The sequence below is a fragment of the Dermacoccus barathri genome, from assembly GCF_015070805.1.
Classification (GTDB): Bacteria; Actinomycetota; Actinomycetes; order Actinomycetales; family Dermatophilaceae; genus Dermacoccus; species Dermacoccus abyssi.
In genome coordinates this window covers 170,766-190,767 of record NZ_JADCTK010000004.1, presented here as the reverse complement: position 1 = coordinate 190,767, position 20,002 = coordinate 170,766, and the positions used below count along the sequence as shown (strand labels likewise).

18 protein-coding genes are annotated in these 20,002 nt (G+C 68.8%); 12 read left to right on the top strand and 6 right to left on the bottom strand.

Annotated elements, in window-relative coordinates:
• The first annotated feature begins 5 nt into the window (after window positions 1-5).
• A complete protein-coding gene (locus tag IM689_RS08960; protein ID WP_406565491.1) occupies window positions 6-1,379 on the top strand; it encodes a class II 3-deoxy-7-phosphoheptulonate synthase in 1,374 nt (457 codons plus the stop codon).
• A gap of 77 nt (window positions 1,380-1,456) precedes the next feature.
• Here the strand turns inward: IM689_RS08960 and pknB are convergent, their stop codons facing one another.
• Together pknB and IM689_RS08950 are read right to left on the bottom strand one after the other, a co-directional pair.
• Entirely contained in the window at window positions 1,457-3,424 is a 1,968-nt protein-coding gene (gene pknB, locus IM689_RS08955; protein ID WP_193643718.1) for a Stk1 family PASTA domain-containing Ser/Thr kinase, read from the bottom strand.
• Between the two features lie 90 nt (window positions 3,425-3,514).
• A complete protein-coding gene (locus IM689_RS08950) occupies window positions 3,515-4,693 on the bottom strand; it encodes a lytic transglycosylase (protein WP_193643717.1) in 1,179 nt (392 codons plus the stop codon).
• A 120-nt stretch (window positions 4,694-4,813) separates the two neighbouring features.
• Here IM689_RS08950 and IM689_RS08945 point away from each other — a divergent pair, with 120 nt between their 5' ends.
• Entirely contained in the window at window positions 4,814-5,188 is a 375-nt protein-coding gene (locus IM689_RS08945) for an Rv2175c family DNA-binding protein (protein ID WP_047311482.1), read from the top strand.
• A gap of 26 nt (window positions 5,189-5,214) precedes the next feature.
• On the opposite strand, the gene IM689_RS08940 is transcribed toward IM689_RS08945, so the two are convergent.
• The gene (locus tag IM689_RS08940; protein ID WP_319803847.1) at window positions 5,215-6,303 is read right to left on the bottom strand and encodes a polyprenyl synthetase family protein; all 1,089 of its coding nucleotides are present in this window, start codon (window positions 6,301-6,303) and stop codon (window positions 5,215-5,217) included.
• 239 nt (window positions 6,304-6,542) lie between these two features.
• Between IM689_RS08940 and IM689_RS08935 the strand changes: the two genes are divergently transcribed.
• From IM689_RS08935 to IM689_RS08915, 5 genes are all read left to right on the top strand, one after another.
• Window positions 6,543-6,830: a DUF6504 family protein gene (locus tag IM689_RS08935; RefSeq protein WP_118914897.1), complete on the top strand. Its 288-nt coding sequence runs from the start codon at window positions 6,543-6,545 to the stop codon at window positions 6,828-6,830.
• A gap of 40 nt (window positions 6,831-6,870) precedes the next feature.
• The gene (locus tag IM689_RS08930; RefSeq protein ID WP_193643715.1) at window positions 6,871-7,320 is read left to right on the top strand and encodes an SAV_6107 family HEPN domain-containing protein; all 450 of its coding nucleotides are present in this window, start codon (window positions 6,871-6,873) and stop codon (window positions 7,318-7,320) included.
• 5 nt (window positions 7,321-7,325) lie between these two features.
• Complete coding sequence (locus tag IM689_RS08925; protein WP_193643714.1) at window positions 7,326-11,192, top strand: DNA polymerase III subunit alpha; 3,867 nt, start codon at window positions 7,326-7,328, stop codon at window positions 11,190-11,192.
• Entirely contained in the window at window positions 11,189-12,337 is a 1,149-nt protein-coding gene (gene dinB / locus IM689_RS08920; protein WP_193643713.1) for a DNA polymerase IV, read from the top strand. Before IM689_RS08925 ends, dinB begins: the two co-directional genes overlap by 4 nt.
• Window positions 12,338-12,465: 128 nt before the next feature.
• A complete protein-coding gene (locus tag IM689_RS08915; RefSeq protein WP_193643712.1) occupies window positions 12,466-12,942 on the top strand; it encodes a DUF3040 domain-containing protein in 477 nt (158 codons plus the stop codon).
• 38 nt (window positions 12,943-12,980) lie between these two features.
• Here IM689_RS08915 and IM689_RS08910 read toward each other — a convergent pair whose 3' ends face one another.
• Both IM689_RS08910 and IM689_RS08905 read right to left on the bottom strand, forming a co-directional pair.
• Window positions 12,981-13,469, bottom strand: a complete 489-nt coding sequence (locus tag IM689_RS08910) for a DUF456 domain-containing protein (RefSeq protein WP_193643711.1) — start codon at window positions 13,467-13,469, stop codon at window positions 12,981-12,983.
• 129 nt (window positions 13,470-13,598) lie between these two features.
• A complete protein-coding gene (locus tag IM689_RS08905; RefSeq protein ID WP_082128775.1) occupies window positions 13,599-13,799 on the bottom strand; it encodes a DUF7455 domain-containing protein in 201 nt (66 codons plus the stop codon).
• Between the two features lie 281 nt (window positions 13,800-14,080).
• Between IM689_RS08905 and IM689_RS08900 the strand changes: the two genes are divergently transcribed.
• The 5 genes from IM689_RS08900 to IM689_RS08880 all read left to right on the top strand — a co-directional run bounded on the left by IM689_RS08900 (window position 14,081) and on the right by IM689_RS08880 (window position 19,292).
• Window positions 14,081-16,192, top strand: a complete 2,112-nt coding sequence (locus IM689_RS08900) for a DNA gyrase/topoisomerase IV subunit B (RefSeq protein ID WP_193643710.1) — start codon at window positions 14,081-14,083, stop codon at window positions 16,190-16,192.
• Window positions 16,189-17,484, top strand: a complete 1,296-nt coding sequence (locus IM689_RS08895; protein WP_193643709.1) for an MFS transporter — start codon at window positions 16,189-16,191, stop codon at window positions 17,482-17,484. The genes IM689_RS08900 and IM689_RS08895 overlap by 4 nt, the downstream gene beginning before the upstream one ends.
• 32 nt (window positions 17,485-17,516) lie before the next feature.
• On the top strand, window positions 17,517-18,146 hold the full coding sequence (locus tag IM689_RS08890) for a helix-turn-helix domain-containing protein (protein ID WP_193643708.1): 630 nt from the start codon (window positions 17,517-17,519) through the stop codon (window positions 18,144-18,146).
• 40 nt (window positions 18,147-18,186) lie between these two features.
• Complete coding sequence (locus IM689_RS08885) at window positions 18,187-18,624, top strand: hypothetical protein (protein WP_227484664.1); 438 nt, start codon at window positions 18,187-18,189, stop codon at window positions 18,622-18,624.
• Window positions 18,625-18,797: 173 nt separating this feature from the next.
• Complete coding sequence (locus IM689_RS08880) at window positions 18,798-19,292, top strand: hypothetical protein (RefSeq protein ID WP_193643707.1); 495 nt, start codon at window positions 18,798-18,800, stop codon at window positions 19,290-19,292.
• A gap of 114 nt (window positions 19,293-19,406) precedes the next feature.
• Here the strand turns inward: IM689_RS08880 and IM689_RS08875 are convergent, their stop codons facing one another.
• Window positions 19,407-19,985, bottom strand: a complete 579-nt coding sequence (locus IM689_RS08875) for an HhH-GPD-type base excision DNA repair protein (RefSeq protein ID WP_193643706.1) — start codon at window positions 19,983-19,985, stop codon at window positions 19,407-19,409.
• Between the last annotated feature and the right edge of the window lie 17 nt (window positions 19,986-20,002).

Below are 20,002 nucleotides of genomic sequence, written 5' to 3'. Positions count from 1 at the left end.
GGAGGGTGAGTACCACCCCCGAAACCCAGACCATTTCGACTACGACCCGTCCCGTGGGCCTCGACTGGCCGGAGCTTCCGGCGAAGCAGCAGCCCACGTGGCCCAACGACGGCTCGCTCGAACGTGTTTCGGAGACCCTGGCCAGCTATCCGCCGCTCGTCTTCGCGGGCGAGTGTGACGATCTGCGCACCCGTCTGGCCGCCGCAGCCCGCGGCGAGGCCTTCGTCCTGCAAGGTGGCGACTGCGCGGAGATGTTCGCCTCGGCCACGGCCGACAACATCCGCGACCGCATCAAGACGATCCTCCAGATGGCGGCCGTCCTCACGTACGGCGCGAGCACGCCGGTCGTGAAGCTGGGCCGCATCGCCGGCCAGTTCGCGAAGCCGCGCTCGAAGGACACCGAGACCCGTGGCGACGTCACGCTCCCGGCCTACCGCGGTGACATGGTCAACGACTTCGCCTTCACCGAGGAGGCTCGTCGTCCGAACCCGGACCGCCTGCTCCAGGCGTACAACACGAGCGCGGCCACGCTGAACCTCGTGCGAGCCTTCACGCAGGGCGGTTTCGCCGACCTGCGCAACGTGCACGAGTGGAACAAGGGCTTCATCGCCAACGCCGCGAACTCGCGCTACGAGAAGACGGCCAAGGACATCGACCGGGCGATGCGCTTCATGGCGGCATGTGGTGCCGACTTCGACGCCCTCAAGGCGGTCGACTTCTTCTCCAGCCACGAGGCGCTGCTGCTCGACTACGAGCGTCCGCTGACGCGCACCGACTCCCGCTCGGGCCGCCCGTACGCCACGTCGGGACATATGCTGTGGGTCGGTGAGCGCACCCGCGAGATCGACGGCGCCCACATCGACTTCATCAGCCGTATCTCGAACCCCGTCGGCATGAAGGTGGGCCCCAAGGCCGACCCGGACGACCTGCTGCGCATCATCGACAAGATCGACCCCGAGCGTGAGCCGGGCCGTCTGACGTTCATCACGCGCATGGGTGCGGGCACGATCCGCGAGGCTCTGCCGCCCATCGTCGAGCGTCTCAAGGCCGAGGGCGCCACGCCGTTGTGGATCACCGACCCGATGCACGGCAACACGTTCGAATCCTCCAGCGGCTACAAGACGCGTCGTCTCGACGACGTCGTCGACGAGGTCCGTGGCTTCTTCGAGGTGCACGAAGCGGCCGGCACGGTGCCGGGCGGCCTGCACGTCGAGCTCACGGGCAACGACGTCACGGAGTGCCTTGGCGGCAGCGTCGAGGTGCGTGACGAAGACCTTGAGAGCCGTTACGAGTCGGCCTGCGACCCGCGCCTCAACCACCAGCAGAGCCTTGAGCTCGCCTACCTGGTGGCTGAGATGCTGGGTGCACGCAACGCCTGAGCAACGACCGCTTCACGCCGAACGGCGCTCGCCCCGACGAGGGGCGAGCGCCGTTCGACGTTTGTCGAGGAGCCGCCTCAGAAGTTCAGCGTGACAGTGGAGCCCTTGGGCGCCTGCTTGCCGGAGCCGCCCTCGGGCGACTGGCTGGAGACGGTGCCGTCGAGGAGATCGTCGAGCCACGAGCCGCCGTCGACTTCGAATCCGGCGTCCTCGAGCGTGCGGCGGGCATCGGCTGCGCTCATGCCGACGACATCCGGGACGTCAACCATCTCGGGTCCCTTGGACACGGTGAGCGTGACGGTGCTTCCTGCGCGCGCGGTCGTGCCGCTGCTCGGGTCGGTGGAGACGACCTTGCCCGACTCGATGTCCGGGTCGTAGTCCTCCGTTGTCGTCACGGAGAAGCCGAGCGCCTCCAACTGACGCTTCGCATCGTCCTCGGACGATCCGGAGACATCGGGGACGTCGACCTCGGCCGGTCCGTCGCTCACGATGAGGGTGATCGGGGTGTCGTGACGCACGCGGCTGCCACCTGCGGGGTTGGTGCCGACGACCTTGTCCTTCTCGATGTCGGAGTGTTGCTTCTCGACGCGAGCGACCTTGAACCCCTTGCTCTCCAGGGTCTTGCGCGCGTCGTCCTGCGTGGCGTTCGCGGTATCGGGGACGTCGACCATGCGGGGGCCGGTGCTGACCCAGAGCGTCACATCGCTCGTCGGACGGCGCGACGCTCCGCTTTCGGGTGTCGTGCGCACAGCCCGCCCCGTAGGCACAGTGTCGGACTCGGTGGTGCGGACCTTGACGTCGAAGCCTGCGCTCCGCAGGGTCGAAACGGCCTGACCTTGAGCTTGACCCTGAACCTTGGGAACGGTGCGCGGGCCGAGGGGGCCGACGGTGAACGCGATGGCCGCCACGACGGCGACGACGAGTGCGGCGACGGCGAGCACCCAGGGCCACCAACGGCGCGAGCGCTCGTTCTCGACGACGGTGGCGCGGCTCGGGAGGGCCGTCGTCGACTGGGGGCCGTACTGGCGGGTGACGAGCGGGGAGTCGGGAGCCTCGGCTGCAGAGGAGGCTCGAGCGGCCGGCGCGGTCGTACCGTCGGCGGCCGCGGAGACGCGGGTGTGCTGGGTGTCGGCGTTCGTCGTCAGTGACGACGGCGGGGCTGGCGGTACCGGGACGTCGAGAACGTCGTTGGGGAGTTCGGCGCGAAGCCTGGTGACTTCGGTCTTGAACTCCTCGGCGTCGGCGGGACGCTCCTGAGGCTCCTTGGAACAGGCCCGGGCGAGGAGTGGGTCGAAGGCGGCAGTGAGCTCCGGCAGGATCTCGGAGGGCTTCGCCATCGTGCCGTGTACGTGCTGGTAGGCCACCTGGACGGGAAGGTCGCCGTCGAAGGCGCGGTGGCCCGTGAGCATCTCGAAGAGGACGAGTCCCGCGGAGTAGACGTCGGAACGGGTGCCGGAGGGGCTGAAGCTCGACGGCTCGACCTGTTCGGGCGACAGGTACGACGCCGTGCCGATGAGGACTTCGCTGTCGACGCTCACGCCACTTCCCGTGACGGCACGCGCCAGGCCGAAGTCAGCGACCTTCACTCGGTCGACGGCGTCGATGAGAACGTTCTCCGGCTTGATGTCGCGATGCACGAAGCCGGCCCGGTGGGCGGCGGCGAGGCCGTCGAGCAGCTGCTCGAACAGCGTGAGCTGCTCACCAACGCTCCTGTCGCCGTCGCGAATGACGTCGCGCAACGTGCGACCGCGCACGAGTTCCATGGCGAGGTAGACGACATCGGCGTCCTGCCCCTGGTCGTGCACTGCGACGACGTGGGGGTGGGCAAGTCGCGCCGCAGCGCGGGCCTCACGCTGGAAGCGCTCGACGAAGACGGGGTCACGCGCAAGGTCGGCCCGCAACACCTTGAGGGCGACCTCGCGATCGAGGCGGAGGTCCCGAGCGACGTACACACTGCCCATGCCACCGTCCGCAAGATGCTCGAGGACGCGGTAGCGCCCTTCGACGGTGCGGCCGATGAGGGGGTCGGCGTGCGAGGTGGTCACGGTGGCGAGTCTAGGTGGCGGGGCAGGAAGAACGCTGAACGCTGCGGGTCATCAGGTGAGGACACGGAGCGTGCCTGGCGCCCGGCCGCGTCAACCGCCGAAGCGCTTCATGTGCGCCTTGACGCTGCTGACGTACTGGCGTGTGTCGGGGTAGAAGCCGTGTTTCCGGACAGCGCCGAGGCCCTGGTAGTAGGAGCCGATCACCTCGTCGCGGTTGTTGGCGTGCTGGGTGAGGAAGCGCAGAGTGACGACGCCTGCCGTGATGTTGTCCTGTGGGTCCATGAGGTTGAGCTTGCGGCCCGCGAGGTCGCCCGCCCAACGGCCGGTGGCCGGCATGACCTGCATCGTGCCGAGCGCGTCGCAGACGGAGACGGCGCTCTGGCGGTGCCCCGATTCCTGCCAGCCGATGGCGAGGGCAAGCGTCGGGTCGACCCCGTAGCGCTTGGCGGTGGCGACGATCATCGAACGGATCTGGGCCTGGTTCGGCAGGTTCGCCTGCGCGAGTTGCTGACGGTGACGATCACCCGAGGCGACAGCGGAGGCCGGGTAGCGCCGTGCCGCAGAGGTGCCGGCGTACTTGACGACGTGCGTCGGCTTGGGTGCGTAGCCACCAGCAGGGGCCTTCGAGGTGGGCTTGCGAGCAGGCTTCGTGGTGGGCTTCTTCGTCGGCTTCGCGGCGGAGGTGACACCGGCAACGGGGATCTTGACCTGAGACCCCACGTGGAGACGACGCGCGTCGAGCCCCGGATTCGCCTTGATGACGCTTGCCAGGCTCGCGTGATGACGCTGGGCCAGCGTGTAGAGCGAGTCGCCCGGGCGCACGGTGACGCTCTTCGTGTGACGAACGGCCTTCTTCGTGGGCTTCTTCGCCGGCGCCTTCGCGGGCTTTGCTGCGGGCTTCTTGACCGGCTTCGCGCTCGTGGCCTTCGACGGCTTCTTGACGGCCTGCTTCTTGACGGGCTTCGTCGCCTTCGGGGCCGAGGCGGGGACCGGCACCTTGAGGACGGTGCCCGGCACGAGACGACGGAACTCGATCTTCGGGTTCGCCTTGACGATGGCCGCGACGCTCGAGGAGTGGGTTCGCGCGATGGCGTAGACCGAGTCCCCGGGGCGGATCGTGACGTTCTTGACCTTGCGGGTCGGCTTCTTCTTCGCAGCAGGGCTGCTCGTCGCGGCTCCCTTGACGAACTGCGCGTGAGCTCGGCCCGGCTGAACGTGCGCAGGCGGCGCCGCGTGCAGTGCGACGGGGACGTCGTAGGTGAGAGGCATGGCTCACACGCTAGGTGGTGACGTGGCTCGTCCTGCGAAGGCGCGCCCGAAGGGGTGAAGCTCGCCCCCGGTGCGCTGCCGACATGCGGTAACGCGTTCCCGTCTGGCAATCTTGGGGTCGTGGATGACGCAACGCACACGGAACTCGAAGCACTTGTCGGTGACTGGCTCACCGTGCCCGACCTCGCCGAGGAGCTGGGCATGTCGCTGCGCCAGGTGCGTCAGATGATCGCCGATCGCGAGATCATCGCCGCGCGCGTGGGGGAGCGTAATGTCGTCGCGGTGCCGGCATCCTTCGTTCAGGACGGTGCGGTCGTCACGCCTCTCATGGGCACGGTGACGGTGCTCTCCGACGCGGGATTCAGCGACGAGGAAGCGATTCGCTGGCTGTGCACGCCCGACGAGACCTTGCCGATCGACGGCGCCCCCATCGACATGCTGCGTGCGGGCCGCAAGGCCGAGGTGCGCAAGCGTGCCATGGAAGAGGCGTTCTGACGCTGCTGCCCTGACGGCGCGGCGGCTCAGCTGGAGCGAGCGGTCGTCGTCCCGATGAAGTCGTGCAGGGCGGCGAACGCCTCGGTCGGCATCGACTCGCGGAGCGACTCGAGCGCGGTGCGCGCTTCGTCGGCCCCCTGAGTGATGCGCTGCTCCACGGCGTCGACGGCGCCGGTGCTCACCGCGAGCGCGCGGAAACGCTCGATCTCGTCGGTGTCGAGGTCGTCGTGGCCGAATCGGGTGTCGAAGAACGCGCGGTCGTCGGCGCAGAGGTCGTCGAGCAGGTGAGCGACGATGACGGTGCGCTTGCCTTCGCGCAGGTCGTCACCGGCCGGCTTGCCCGTCTGTGCCGGGTCGCCGAAGACGCCGAGCAGGTCGTCGCGCAGCTGGTAGGCCTCGCCGAGAGCGAGACCGTAGCGCGAGAGGGCTTCGAGCGTGGCGTCGTAGCCACCGGCGCAGGTGGCACCGATGAGCAGGGGGTGCTCCATCGTGTACTTCGCGCTCTTGTACCGGATGACGCGCAGAGCGCGGGTGATGCGCTCGTCGGTGGCGAGCCCCTCCCAGTTCTGCACGGCCTCGAGGACGTCGAGGAACTGCCCGCCCATGAGCTGGGTGCGCATGAGGTCGAAGACCCGACGTCCGCGAAGAACCTCGTCGGCGGGTAGACCGCTCGTCGCGTACATCTCGTCGGCCCAGGTGAGGCACAGGTCGCCCGCGAGGATGGCGCCGGCCTCGCCGAAGCGGTCGGCGTCGCCGGTGAGGCCGCGCTCGCGGTGGGCGTTCGCCATGGCGCGGTGGGCAGCCGGCATGCCGCGGCGGGTGTCGCTCGCGTCCATGACGTCGTCGTGCAGCAGCGCGGCAGCCTGGAAGAGCTCCATCGACGCGCTGGCGCGCACGAGGGCGTCGCTGTCGGCGCCGCCGGCGGCGCGGTAGCCCCAGTAGAGGAACGACGCACGCACGCGCTTGCCGCCGGAGAGCAGGGAAGCGATGGCGTCGACCATGAGATCGGTTTCGTCGCCGAGGGGGGCGAGAACCTCGCGCTGGTGGGCGACTTCGGCGTCGACGGTGCGCTGGATGCGTTCGAGCAACTGCGATGCGTCCGCGGAGTTGGGCACGTCTCGATCCTTCCGGCAAGCGACTTCCACCGAGCCTACGCGGTCGCTCCGATTCCGCGGAATCTGGGGGTTGTCGCCGGGGCGTTCTAGTGTCACCATATCGAACATGAGTTCGAAAAAACGGGCTTGTGCTGTGCCGTTGTTCCGACGTTCGTTGCGTCGTCGCTCACCGTCACAGTCACAGCGAACCATCCGGCGGTGACGACGCGGTCGTCACCCGAGTGAAGTGAGGTGGCGAGATGCGCGGATACGCCGAGAGCGTCGAGGTGACCACAGTGGACACGGGAGAGGCGAGCGCGCCCGAGGTCTTCGTCTGGCGAGGACGCAGGTATCGAGTCGCGGGGGTGCTCGAGAGCTGGCGTGAGGCAACGCCGTGGTGGCGCCTGCCGATGGGGGAGCAGGGCGTGTACGACGCCGAACGTCGGGTGTGGCGGGTCGAGGCGAGTGCGGGGGCGAGCCCGAGCCTCGGGGTGTTCGACCTGGCGCATGCGCGCTCCGGGTGGTCGCTCGAGCGGCTCAGTGACTGATGTGCAGGTTCGACGAAGTGTGCAGCGAGAGGGAGATGTCATGACGACGACGGCAACGGGTCCGGGTGCGCCCGCGGAAGCACTCACCGGCGATCTGTTCGATCTTCTGGGCCGTTCGCGCGCTGCCCTGATCGAGGCCTGCTCGGCCACGACGACGTCCGAGCGCTACGCGAGGGCCCAACTCGCTGCGTTGCGGGCGGCTGCCGCCCTTCTGGCTCAGGTGGCGCCGCGTTCGCTCGGCTCACGTCCGCGCGGTGCGTGGGAGGCGCTGGCTCGTCAGCGCCCGGAGTTCGGGGAGTGGGCGAGCTTCTTCACTGAGTGCGGCAAGCGCAGCGCCGTCGCCCAGAGTGGCGGGGCCGGGGTGAGTGTGCGAGAGGCCGACGACCTCGTCCGGCAGGCCCAGCTCTTCCTCGACGCCGTGCTCGTCCACGTCGGTCTGCCTGCCGCCGATGCTTCGGCGTTGCGGCTCACCCCCGTCGCGGTGGGGTGAGGTCGGTGCAGTTCACCCATCTGCACGTCGCGTCGTCCTTCTCGCTGCGCTACGGCACCACACCGCCGAAGCGTCTCGTCGAGCGGGCACACGAGTTGGGCTACGAGCGTCTGGCGCTCACCGACCGTGACGGTCTCTACGGCGTGGTGAAGTTCGTCGAGGCCTGCCGTGATCACGACATCGAACCCGTTGTCGGCGTCGACCTGGCGCTCGAGCCACCGACGCCGACCATCTCGTCCCGCCCGCGGCGCACCCCCGCGAAGGGCGGGGCCGCCGTCGACGACCGGGGGCCTCGCGTCACCGTTCTGGCTCGTGGCGCTGCCAGCGGGCTCGCCAAGGGCGTCGGTTGGGGGCAGCTGTGCCGTCTCGTCACGGACGCTCACCTCGTCGGGGAGCGCAGTGCCGCGCGCACGTCGCGTGAACGGATCGCGCGGTTCGTCACTGTCGAGGAGGCGGGCAGAGGCAACAGTGCCCCGGCACTCACCGTGCTGCTCGGCCCGGCCTCCGACGTCGGGCAGGCGCTGCTCGCCGAACGTCCTGCCGCGGCGGAGCAGCTGCTCAAGCAGTGGCGTGCTGCGCTGCCGCACGGGGCGCTCGCAGTCGAGGTGGCCTGTCACGACGGGGCGCCGGGCACGCCGGCCAGCAGGCGGCACGCGCTCGACCTGTGGGCGCTGGCGCGTGCGTGCGGTGTGCCCGCGGTGCTCACCGGCTGGGTGAGGCACGCGGACGCCGACGAGGCCGTCACCGCCGATCTGCTCGACGCGGCGCGGCGCATGGTGGCGCTCGACCTGCGGCACCTCGACCGCACGAGCACGCGAGGGCATCTGCTCCCCGAGAGCGAGATGCTCGAGATCGCACGTGAACTCGCGCAGGCTGCGGGCGACGAGAGCGCGGCCCTCGACCTCGTCGGCGCGACGTCACGGTTGGCCGAGCTCTGCGTGCAGCATCCGTTCCACGACATCGGCATCGGTGCAGTTCATCTTCCGGAACCGGAGGTGCTCGACCTGGACGGCGTCGACCCCCAGCGCGCTCTGGCCGAGCGCTGCCGCGCCGCGCTGCCCGCTCGCTATGGCCACCTCTCGGCAACCGAGTACGCCGCCGTCGAAGAGCGACTCGACGACGAACTCGAGGTCGTGCGCCACCTCGGCTACCCGACCTACTTCCTCACGGTGGCCATCGTGTGCGATCTCATCCGTGACGCCGGTGTGCGCGTCGCTGCTCGCGGTTCGGGCGCGGGCAGCCTCATCAACTATCTGCTGGGCATCAGCGGGGTCGACCCGATCCGGCACCGCCTGCTCATGGAACGCTTCTGCACGCCGCTTCGGGCGTCACTGCCCGACATCGACATCGACGTGGAATCGGCGCGGCGCACCGAGATGTACGAACGCATCATGGAGCGCTTCGGCGGCGAGCGGGTCACGTGTGTGTCGATGGCGGAGACCTACCGGGTGCGTCACGCCATCCGTGACGCCGGCGCTGCGCTCGGTATGCCGTTGGCCGACGTCGACGTCATCGCGAAGGCCTTTCCGCACATCGCCGCGCGCAATGCGCGCCAGGCCATCGAGGAGTTGCCGGAGCTGCGGGCTCGCGGTCTCGCCTCGAGCGAGTTGGAGCGACTGTTCGACCTCGTCGAGCGACTCGACGGTCTGCCGCGGCACGTCGCGCTGCACCCGTGCGGCGTCGTGTTGTCGAACGCGCAACTCGGCCATCGCACGCCGATGGAGGCGAGCTGGCTCGGTTTCCCGATGAGCCAGTTCGACAAGGACGACGTCGAGACCCTCGGGCTGCTCAAGCTCGACGTGCTCGGTATCCGAATGCAGTCGGCGATGGCGCACGCCGTGGCCGAGATCGAGCGGGTCGAAGGCGTCGTCGTCGACCTCGACGACGAGACGTGCGTCCCGTTCGACGACGAGGCGACGTTCGACCTCATCCGCTCGACGCGCACGCTGGGGTGCTTCCAGATCGAGTCGCCCGGGCAGCGTGAACTCATCGGCAAGTTCGCTCCCGAGGCCTTCGAAGACCTCATCATCGACATCTCGCTGTTCCGCCCCGGCCCGGTCAAGAGCGACATGATCAACCCGTTCCTGCGGGTGCGTCAGGGTTGGGGTGAGCCGGAGTACCTCCACGAGAGCCTGCGGCCGGCGCTGGAGGAGACGGTCGGCGTCGTGGTCTTCCACGAGCAGGTGTTGCGCATCGTCGCCGAGACGACGGGTGTGACGCTCGCCCAAGCCGACGAGGTGCGTCGGGCGATGGGCTCGCCCACAGGGCAGGAGAAGATCGGGGAGTGGTGGCGTGCTGCCGCCAAGGCCCGCGGGTACACGCGCGGCGAGCGGGAACGCATCTGGGCGGTGCTCGCGGCTTTCGCGTCCTTCGGTTTCTGCAAGGCTCACGCGGCAGCGTTCGCGCTGCCCACCTACCAGTCGGCGTGGTTGAAGACCCATCACCTCGCGGCGTTCGTCGCGGGTGTGCTCACGCACGACCCGGGCATGTACCCCAAGCGGCTCATCCTCGCCGACGCTCGCACGTTCGGTGTGCCCGTGCTCGGTGTTGACATCAACGCCTCGCGGGGCGAGTACCGGGTGGAGCGGGTGAGCGGCAGCGCCGAGGAGGGCAGTCACAACGATGCTGGTGCTTCGGTCGGTCTCCCTGGTGGCCCGAGCTCCGACGAATCGGACCCGAACGCAGGGGCTTCCGAAAAACTCGGTCTGCGCATCGGATTCGCCGACGTCAAGGGCATGAGCGAGAGGGAGATCGAAACTCTCGTCGCGGCGCAGCCCTACTCGAGCTTGAGCGACGTGTGGAACCGGGCCGGCCTGACGCGAACGAGCGTCGAACGTCTCGTTCTCGTCGGCGCCTTCGACAGCCTGTACGGCTTCGGTGCTCGCACAGGGCGAGGCGCTCTCACCCGACGCGACCTCCTGCTCGAACTGGAAGATCTCGAGCGCTGGCACCTGCGCGGTACATCGCGGGGGCGTCCGCGCGGGCAGAAGGTGCTCGCGACCAAGCCGTCGTCGAGCAACGTAGACGAGAGGAGTGCGTCGAGCCCAGGTGCCGGCGAAGCGCCAGGGGAGGCTGTGCTCTTCACGTTCGACCCGGTGGAAGCCGCCAGGGCGCAGGCGCAGGGGCGCCGCCCCGGGGCGAAGGATCCGGTGGGTGCTCAACTCGTCCTCGACCTCGTCGACGGAGCCGTCGACGGTGAGGGTTCGGGCCTGCCCGAGTTCACGCCGGCGGAGAAGGTGCGTGCCGAGCTCGACATCCTCGGTCTCGACGTCAGCGGTCACGTCATGGAGTTCTACGCGCCGATGCTGCGTCACCTGGGCCTCAGCGCTGCGTCCGATCTCGTGAATCTGCGCGGTGGGCAGGAAGTGTGGTGCGCGGGCATCAAGGTGGCCACGCAGACCCCGCCGGTGCGTTCGGGGCGCCGCGTCATCTTCCTCACGCTCGACGACGGCACCGGCCCCGCCGACGCCACGTTCTTCGAAGACGTTCAGGGGCCGTACGCCGACACCGTCTTCCACTCGTGGATGCTCCTCGTGCGCGGTGTCGTGCGGCGTACCGGCCCACACGGTGTCTCCATCCGGGCCACCGGCGCGTGGGATCTCACGGCGGTGTGGCAGGCGTGGAGCGAGGCGGGCGCTGACGGCGTGAGCAGCCTCGTCGGCGTCGCCCCACCGGACGCAGAAGGTGTCGGCGGCGCTCGCGGACGTCGGATGCTCGTGCACTCGTCAGGGTTCAAACAGTCGCCGTACGCCGACATCAAACCGGCCGGCGAAACGGTCTCGGGAGGTCGCGCGCAGCTTCCCGGTCAGGGTGAGGCTCCGCGTTCGCTGTGGCACGCGAGCCCCGGAAGTTCAGGAGGGTGGGGCAGATGATCCTGCACATCGACATGGACGCCTTCTACGCGTCGGCGTCCCTCATCGAGCGCCCCGATCTGCTCGGTCGGCCCGTCATCGTCGGCGGCGCCGGGCGGGGCGTGGTGCTCTCGGCCACCTACGAGGCCAGGCGCAGCGGGGTGAGTTCGGGTATGCCGATGGGGCGTGCGCGAAGGTTGTGCCCCGATGCCGTCGTCCTCGCGCCCAACTACGACCTCTACACGCAGATCTCGGGCTCGATCATGCACCTGTTCTCGCAGGTCACGCCGCTCGTGGAACCGATCTCGCTCGACGAGGCGTTCCTCGACGTTGGCGGCGTCTGCAACGGGCCGGAGTCTGCGGCGGCGCTCGGGCACGAGTTGCGTGACGCCGTCGCCGACGAGCAGGGCATCACGTGTTCGGTCGGGGTGGCGCCGATGAAGTTCGTCGCGAAGTTGGCCTCGACGAGTGCGAAGCCGGACGGGCTGCGTCTCGTGCGTCAGGATGAGGTGCTCGACTTCCTCCACCCGCTGCCGGTGGAGGCGCTGTGGGGCGTGGGTGCCTCGACGCAGGAGAAGCTGCACACGTTGGGGTTGCGCACCGTCGGCGACATCGCGCACCTGCCGCAGCGAACGCTCGTGCGTTCCCTCGGGCAGGCGAGCGGCATGACGCTGCACCGCCTCGCGTGGGGTCACGACGAACGTCGGGTCGTGCCGCACGAGCCGGAGCGCAGCATCGGTTCGGACGAGACGTTCGGTGAGGATCTCGACGATCCTGTGCTCATCAAGCGGCACCTGCTCAAGCTGAGCGACCGCGTCGCGGCGCGTATGCGTTCGGCCGAGGTGGCCGGACGCACGGTGGTGCTGAAGGTGCGCTTCTCCGATTTCACGACGATCACGCGGTCGCGCACGTTGAGCGAGCACACCGACGTCAGCCGGGAGGTTTACGCCGTGGCCGCCCAGCTCTTCGACGCCCTCGGGCTGCAGCGGGCCCGCATCCGCCTCGTCGGGGTGCGGGTGCAGGGGCTCACCGACCGACGGCTGACCTCCCGGCAGGGAAAGCTGGGGGAGCGCGAGTTCGGTTGGCAGGAGGCCGATCGCGCCGTCGACCGCGCCAGCGCGCGGTTCGGCGCGGGCATCGTGAGACCGGCGAGTCTCGTGGGATGAGCGGTCGGTTCTTCGCCCCCTCGCGGGTGGCCACGAGTAACGTCCCGAAGTGCTACAAATGAACGAGACAATGCCAGCACACCATGCGTGGCGCACCATGCGCCGCGAGTGTCGAACCGGAGGCTCCCATGCCGTTGTCAGAACAGGAACGGCGCGCTCTCGAAGAGTTGGAGGCGCAGCTTTCCGCCGAGGACCCGAAGTTCGCGTCGACCATGGTTTCCGACCCGAACCGCGCACGACGTCGCCGTCGTGTCCTGCTCGGTGTGCTTGCCCTCGCGGCGGGTCTCGCGCTCGTCGTTCTCGCCGTCACCACCCGTCAGACCTGGCTGGGCGCCATCGGTTTCCTCGGCATGGTCTTCGGCGTCACCTACGCGGTGGGTACGGATGCCGACCAGCGTCCTGACCTGCACGTCGTCGGTTCCTCGTCGGCGCAGCGCGCCGGCGGCTCGGACGGTGCCGGCCGTGGCTTCCCGAGCGTCCAGGGTGGATTCCCGGGCTCGGCCAAGTCCAAGGCGAAGCCCGCTCGTGGCGCGAGCAACAGCGGCTTCATGCAGCGTCTTGAGGAGCGCTGGGATCGTCGTCGCCGCGAGAGCCAGGGCTGGTAGGGACGCCTGGCTGGTAGGGACGCCTCGTCACAGGCCAGTCACAGAGCCATCGGAATGGCCACGCAGGCCCATCCGACGGCAATGATCAGCGCCGCGAGCAGTTCGATTCCCACCGACATGAGGGCAGCCTTGACGGCCACCTTCGTCGAGCGCCACGCCTCGTCCGTGCGGGGCTGACGGGCCATCTCGGCGACGAAGACACCGAGTACGAAGCCGACGAGCAGGCCGATCACCGGAATGACGAAGAAGCCGATGACGCCGAAGATCACGCCGACGAGGCTACTGCGCTTCGGGATGCCGGCCCGGCCCAGGTGGCGGCCAGGCACGACGTACTGGACGACGTAGCCGATCGCCGCGAGGACGCACGCGATGCCGAACACCGTCCACGCGGTGGGGCCGGAGTTGCCGAGCGCCCAGATGAGCACCCCGCCCAGCACGAGCAGAAGGCCAGGCAGCGCGGGCACGATGAGACCGGCGATGCCGACCGCCATGACGAGTGCGGCGATGATCGTCGTCGTCAGTTCCATGGGGCCATCATCCCTCAGCTGGGCCACGAGCCGGACCAGGAAGAGAGCCCGCCGTGTGCAGGCACGCGAACGGCCCCGGCACCCTTGGCGGGTGACCGGGGCCGTTCGGCGTCAGCGGCAGCGCGCTGCTCAAACCTCTTCGCTCAGGCGGGGCGTCTCGTCGATGACCTCGACGGCGACCTCCTTGAGCTTGTCGAGGTGCTCGCGGCCGTGGTGGCCACAGAAGCGCAGTTCGAGTCCACCCGACATGACCGCCTTGATGAAGGCCTGGGCTCCGCAGCGGTCGCAGCGGTCAGCGGCCGTCATCGTGTGTTCCATCGTCGTGGTCATATCGATCCTCTCGTCGGGATGCCTTGAAAGGGCACCAGCGGCGTCCTACGAACGATGCCCGAAGCATCGTTTCTCGGAATCGACAACAGTCTGTCACGGGCGGACATTCCCGAGAAGCCCAATTCCGACTCCCGAGCCACATCGTTGTGATTCGGTCTACGCCGCAGGTGCGCAGTGAGCGTCGGATCACCGCGTGGCGGCCCGGAAACCCGCGGATTCTCGGGTACGGTGACGGGTGCGCCGTCTGCGGCGTCCCCCGCGAACTTCAAGGAGATTCCCAGGTGTCGCAAGGAGAGAACCAGACCTACACCGCTCGTCACCTCCAGGTGCTCGAGGGGCTCGAGGCCGTACGCAAGCGCCCGGGCATGTACATCGGTTCCACCGACGGGCGCGGTCTCATGCACTGCCTGTGGGAGATCATCGACAACTCGGTCGACGAGGCGCTCGGCGGTTACTGCGACCGCATCGAGGTCATCCTCATGCCCGACGGCTCCGTCGAGGTGCGCGACAACGGTCGCGGTATCCCCGTCGACGTGGAGCCGCGCACGGGCCTTTCGGGTGTCGAGGTCGTCTTCACGAAGCTGCACGCGGGCGGCAAGTTCGGCGGCGGTTCGTACAACGCGTCGGGTGGTCTGCACGGTGTCGGCGCGTCGGTCGTCAACGCGCTGAGCGCTCGTCTCGACGTCGAGGTCGACCGTGCGAGCAAGACGTACGGCATGAGCTTCCGCCGCGGTGAGCCGGGCGTCTTCGACGACGCCGACGGCAAGAGCCCGCTCAACCCGTTCAGCCCGTTCGAGTCGGGCAGCGAGCTCAAGGTCGTCGGCAAGGCCAAGCGCGGCGTCACCGGTTCGCGCGTGCGCTACTGGGCCGACACGAGCATCTTCCTCAAGAGCGCCCAGTTCGACTACGAGCAGCTCATCGGGCGTGCGCGTCAGACGAGCTTCCTCGTGCCGGGCCTCACCCTCGTCATCCGTGACGAGCGCGGCCTGCCCGAGACGCCGGGCGCCGACGGACCCCACGAGGAGGTCTTCTTCCACGACGGCGGCATCAGCGAGTTCACCGACTACCTCGCCGCCGACGCGGCCGTCACCGACGTGTGGCGTCTGCAGGGCAGCGGTCACTTCACCGAGACGGTGCCCGTGCTCGACGAGAAGAGCGGGCACATGACGAGCCAGGACGTCGAGCGTGAGTGCGGCGTCGACATCGCGCTGCGCTGGGGCACGGGGTACGAGACGAAGGTGCGTTCCTTCGTCAACATCATCGCGACGCCGAAGGGCGGCACGCACAACACCGGCTTCGAGCAGGCCCTCATGAAGGTCTTCAAGAAGCAGCTCGAGGTCAACGCGCGAAAGCTCAAGGTCGGCAACGACAAGGTCGAGAAGGACGACGTCCTCGCCGGCCTCACGGCCGTCGTCACGGTGCGTCTGGCGGAGCCGCAGTTCGAGGGCCAGACGAAGGAGGTGCTCGGCACGAACGCCGTGCGCGCCATCGTCGCGAAGGTCGTCGAGAAGGAGCTCACGGCGCACCTGACGTCGACGAAGCGCGACGAGAAGGCGCAGTCGGCGCTCCTGCTGGAGAAGGTCGTCGCCGAGATGAAGTCGCGCATCAGTGCGCGTCAGCACAAGGAGACGCAGCGGCGTAAGACGGCGTTGGAGAGCTCGAGCCTGCCGGGCAAGCTCAAGGACTGCCGCTCCACCGACGGCGAGAAATCGGAGCTGTTCATCGTCGAGGGTGACTCGGCGCTCGGCACCGGCATGGCGGCGCGCAACTCGGAGTACCAGGCGCTGCTGCCGATCCGCGGCAAGATTCTCAACGTCCAGAAGGCGTCGGTAGGCGACATGCTGAAGAACGCCGAGTGCGCCTCGATCATCCAGGTCATCGGTGGCGGCTCGGGGCGCAGCTTCGATCTCGACATGGTGCGCTACGGCAAAATCATCCTCATGACGGACGCCGACGTCGACGGCGCCCACATCCGCACGCTGCTGCTCACCCTGTTCTTCCGCTACATGCGCCCGCTCGTCGCGGCCGGTCGGGTGTACGCGGCCATGCCGCCGCTGCACCGTCTCGAGCTCAACGCGAGCGGCCGCGCCAAGGGTGAGGTCATCTACACCTACTCCGAGGCCGAGATGCGTTCGGTCGTCAGTGCGTGGGAGAAGAAGGGCCGCACGTTCAAGCAACCGCAGCGCTACAAGGGTCTCGGCGAGATGGACGCCGACCAGCTCGCGGAGACGACGATGGATCCGCGTCACCGCACGCTGCGTCGCGTCACGCTCGCCGACGCCGAGGCGGCGGAGCAGGTGTTCGACCTGCTCATGGGCAGCGACGTGGCGCCCCGCAAGGACTTCATCATTTCGTCGGCTCACCAGCTCGACCTGGAGCGCATCGACGCATGACCGCGAGCAGGCTCGCGCGTGCCCGCAGCGTTCTCGCGGACACGCGCCCGCTCAAGGTTCCCGCCTTCCGGCGGTTGTGGCTGGCCGACATCGTCACGGTCATCGGCGCGCAGCTGACGATCGTGTCGGTGCCCGCGCAGATCTACGCGCAGACGCGTGACTCGAGTTATGTCGGCCTGACGGGCCTGTTCGGCCTCGTGCCGCTCATCGTCTTCGGCCTGTACGGAGGCTCGCTCGCCGACGCGCACGACCGTCGTCGCATCCTGATGTTCACGACGACCGGGCTCATCGTGACGAGCGCGCTGTTCTGGGCGCAGGCCGCCGTCGGTGGCATCAACGTGTGGCTGCTACTCAGCCTGTTCGCGGTGCAGCAGATCTTCTTCGCGCTCCACCAGCCGGCGCTGCAGAGTTCGCTGCCGCGACTCTTGCCACCCGAACTCCTGCCGGCGGCCAACTCCCTCCTCATGACGGTGGCGATGGCGGGTGGCATCGCGGGGCCGCTCGTCGCGGGAACGCTCATCCCGGTGCTCGGGTTCTCGTGGATGTACGCCGCCGACACCCTGTGCCTTCTCGCCACGATGTGGGCCGTCGTCAACCTGCCGGCGATGCGTCCGCTGGGCGAGGTGACGGTGGCCGGCTTCACGTCCGTGGTCGACGGGCTGCGGTATCTCTCACGCCATCCGGTGCTCATGGCGAGCTTCGTCGTCGACCTCGCCGCGATGATCTTCGGTATGCCGCGTGCGGAGTTCCCGCAGATCGCACACGAGTCGTTCGGCGGACCGAGCGAGGGCGGGTTCGCGTTCGCGTGGTTGTTCGCGGCCATTCCGGTCGGTGCTGTGCTCGGCGGCGTGTTCTCCGGGTGGGTATCGCGCGTGCAGCGGCACGGCGTGGCGGTGCTCGCCGCCGTCGCCGTGTGGGGCGGGGCGGTCGTCGTCTTCGGTGGAGCGGTGGCGCTCGCGAACGGACGGCTCGACATCGTGTTCTGGATCGCGTTCGGCGCCCTCGTCGTCGGTGGCGCGGCGGACATGGTCTCGGCGGCGTTCCGCACGTCGATGCTGCAGACGGCGGCCACCGACGCGGTGCGCGGTCGCCTGCAGGGCGTCTTCCTCGTCGTCGTTGCGGGTGGGCCGCGAATCGCGGATGTCGTCCACGGGGCGGGCGCCGAGGCGTCCGGGGCCGGTCGGGCAGCGTGGATCGGTGGTGTCCTCGTGCTCGTCTCCGTGGTGGCGATCGCCGTGCTCGTGCCATCGTTCCGCCGGTACAGGCTGTCGACTGCAGCTGCCAAGAGTTAGGCCAGAGACTTAATCGCTGCTACTTTAGGCGTATGACTAAATCGAGCGGTGGCGCGATGATCGTCGTCACGGCAGACCAGATCCGCAGTAGTTCTCGGGGCGACCGTGTTCCGGCCATGCTCAGAGCCCTCGAATCCCTGACGCTCGGCGGTAGGTCCCGTGCCTTCGCGCGCACGGCGGGTGACGAAGTCCAGGCGCTCATCGCCGACCCGGCCGATGCCGTGAGCGCAGTGCGCCTCTTCGTCCGCGAGGGCGGGTGGCGGGTCGGTCTCGGCATCGGGCCTGTCGACACCCCGGTGCCGGACGACGTTCGCGCCGCGAACGGGGCCGCGTTCGTCGCGGCCCGGGCCGCCGTCAACGAATCCCGAGGAGGTACGCAGGATCTCGCCGTCGTGACGCGTGTCGGGGGAGCCGAGGCCAGCGCCGCTGCCGACGATGCGCGCGCCGCCCTCGACCTGCTGGCCTTCGTCTGGCGGCGCCGCACCGCAGCCGGGTGGGAGGTTGCCGACCTCGTCGCCGAGGGCTTGTCGCGTCAGGAGATCGCGGCTCGCCTCGGCGTGACGGCGTCAGCCGTCAGCCAGCGAGTGAGCACCGCGGCCGTCGTCGAAGCCGACGCCGGGGAGGCGCTCGCGGTGCGCGCGCTGACGGCTGCTTTGGGCTGAGCTCGCCCGGTTGTCGGTACCGGGCGTTAGCGTTCAGGTCATGAACGAACGGGCGGTGTTGGTGGTCGCGCTCTTCGGCGTGCTCGCTGTCGTGGCGGGCGGATTCGTCACGCAGCTGGTCTTCCGCTTCGTCGACGGCCGGCGCGATCACGAACAGCTACCGGCGCCTTCCGAGCCGAACGCCGAGACACCGAAACCTGTGTCGGGCAAGGCGACGGGTGGCGTCGAGCAAGCCGGGAGCATCCTGCGCGGCGGCGCATGGATCGGGGCGCTCGAACGGTTGGCGATCTTCGCGGGTCTCGTCGCGAACTGGCCGGAGGCCATCGCCATCGTCCTGGCAGTGAAGGGCCTCGGGCGCTACCCCGAGTTGCGCAGCGGTGAGAAGTCGGCGGTGGCGGAACGCTTCATCATCGGCACGTTCGTCAGCGTGCTCTGGGCGTGCGGATGCGCCGGGTTGGCCGTGTGGTTGCGCGGCTGACGGATTCGCCACGCCTGTTTCGTTACCGAATTGCTCCGGCGGCAACTCTTCCTCGAATCGTGTGACGCCGTTACGTTGAAGTGATTCGGCTGCCCGCCGGACACCGTGCGGCCTGCCGCCAGGAAGAACGAGATCTCATGGCGACCCTCCGCTCACTTCGCGCTACTGCAACGGTGACGACCGCGCTCCTGGCCGCGCTGCTTTCGGGCTGCTCGATGGACGAGTGGGCGCGCGATCAGGACCACCCGGAGTACACGACGCCCAAGCCGGTCGTGCTCGGCGACGACGCTCAGGCGAAGCCGGCGGCCGGAGCGTCGGGGCTGCGGGAGAAAGTGTTGGGCCAGCCGAGGGACTTCCTCACGATCGAGAAGGGCACAGCGTCGGAGGGGAAGAGCCTCGACTTCCCCGACGTGGCAGGCGGACCCATGGAAGTGGTGGTTGCGTGCACCGGCGGTGGGCTGGTGGCGACCGCGTCGTACACGGAGGCGATCGAGGGCGCCACGATCGAGCAGACGTTCTCGCGCACGTACGAGTGTGATGGTGACCCCGGAACCCTGGACACCCTCACGACGGCCGCGCCCGGGTTGAAGGTGACCCTGACCCCGGTGAAGGGCGCGACGGTGCAGTTCGCCGTCGGTGTGCGCAAGTCGGGGACGCCGTCTGCGTGACGTGTGCGCTGTCCTCGTCCGATGAATATGGGCGGGCCCGTCAGGCGGGAACGTTCTGCGGATTCGGCTGCGGCATGCCGCGGCCAGCAGCGCACAACGTAGCCAGTAGGGCGGTCAGTCCTTCTTCGCGGCGGCCTTCTTTGCAGCCTTGATCTCGCGCTTGGTCTCGCGGACCTTGAGCAGCGAGTCGGGGTCGACGACGTCGGCGACGGAGCGGAAGGAGCCCTCTTCGGCGTAGGGGCCGATGGCTTCGCGCCAGCCGTCGGGCTGGACGCCCAGCTGTTTGCCGAGGAGGGACGCGAAGATGCGTGCCTTCTGGTCGCCGTAGCCGGGCAGGTTCTTGAGGCGCCCCAGCAGTTCGTTCGCGTCGTCGGTGGCCCAGATCTTCGTCGTGTCGCCGTCGTACTCGTCGCTGACGGCCGCGGCGAGCTTCTGCACACGCTCGGCCATCGACTTGCCGTAGCGGTGGATAGCCGGGGGAGTCGTGCACTGCGCGATGAACTCGTCGGGGTCGATCGCGGCGATTTCGGTTGGGTCCAGCGTGCCGAAGCGGTCGTAGATCTTGCCGGGGCCGGCGAAGGCAACCTCCATGGCGATCTGCTGGTCGAGGAGCATCCCGACGAGCAGCCCGAACGGGTGCTCGGAAATGATCTCGTCGGCGTGCTCGTCCTGTGCAATGTGAAGCTCGGCCATGGCGTCAGCCTAGCCGC

Coding starts and splice junctions, on each gene's coding strand:
- IM689_RS08885 (WP_227484664.1), top strand. CDS start 18,187: ATGAACGAACGGGCGGTGTTGGTGGTCGCGCTCTTCGGCGTGCTCGCT.
- IM689_RS08950 (WP_193643717.1), bottom strand. CDS start 4,693: ATGCCTCTCACCTACGACGTCCCCGTCGCACTGCACGCGGCGCCGCCT.
- IM689_RS08895 (WP_193643709.1), top strand. CDS start 16,189: ATGACCGCGAGCAGGCTCGCGCGTGCCCGCAGCGTTCTCGCGGACACG.
- IM689_RS08935 (WP_118914897.1), top strand. CDS start 6,543: ATGCGCGGATACGCCGAGAGCGTCGAGGTGACCACAGTGGACACGGGA.
- IM689_RS08930 (WP_193643715.1), top strand. CDS start 6,871: ATGACGACGACGGCAACGGGTCCGGGTGCGCCCGCGGAAGCACTCACC.
- dinB (WP_193643713.1), top strand. CDS start 11,189: ATGATCCTGCACATCGACATGGACGCCTTCTACGCGTCGGCGTCCCTC.
- IM689_RS08905 (WP_082128775.1), bottom strand. CDS start 13,799: ATGACCACGACGATGGAACACACGATGACGGCCGCTGACCGCTGCGAC.
- IM689_RS08875 (WP_193643706.1), bottom strand. CDS start 19,985: ATGGCCGAGCTTCACATTGCACAGGACGAGCACGCCGACGAGATCATT.
- IM689_RS08910 (WP_193643711.1), bottom strand. CDS start 13,469: ATGGAACTGACGACGACGATCATCGCCGCACTCGTCATGGCGGTCGGC.
- IM689_RS08890 (WP_193643708.1), top strand. CDS start 17,517: ATGACTAAATCGAGCGGTGGCGCGATGATCGTCGTCACGGCAGACCAG.
- IM689_RS08915 (WP_193643712.1), top strand. CDS start 12,466: ATGCCGTTGTCAGAACAGGAACGGCGCGCTCTCGAAGAGTTGGAGGCG.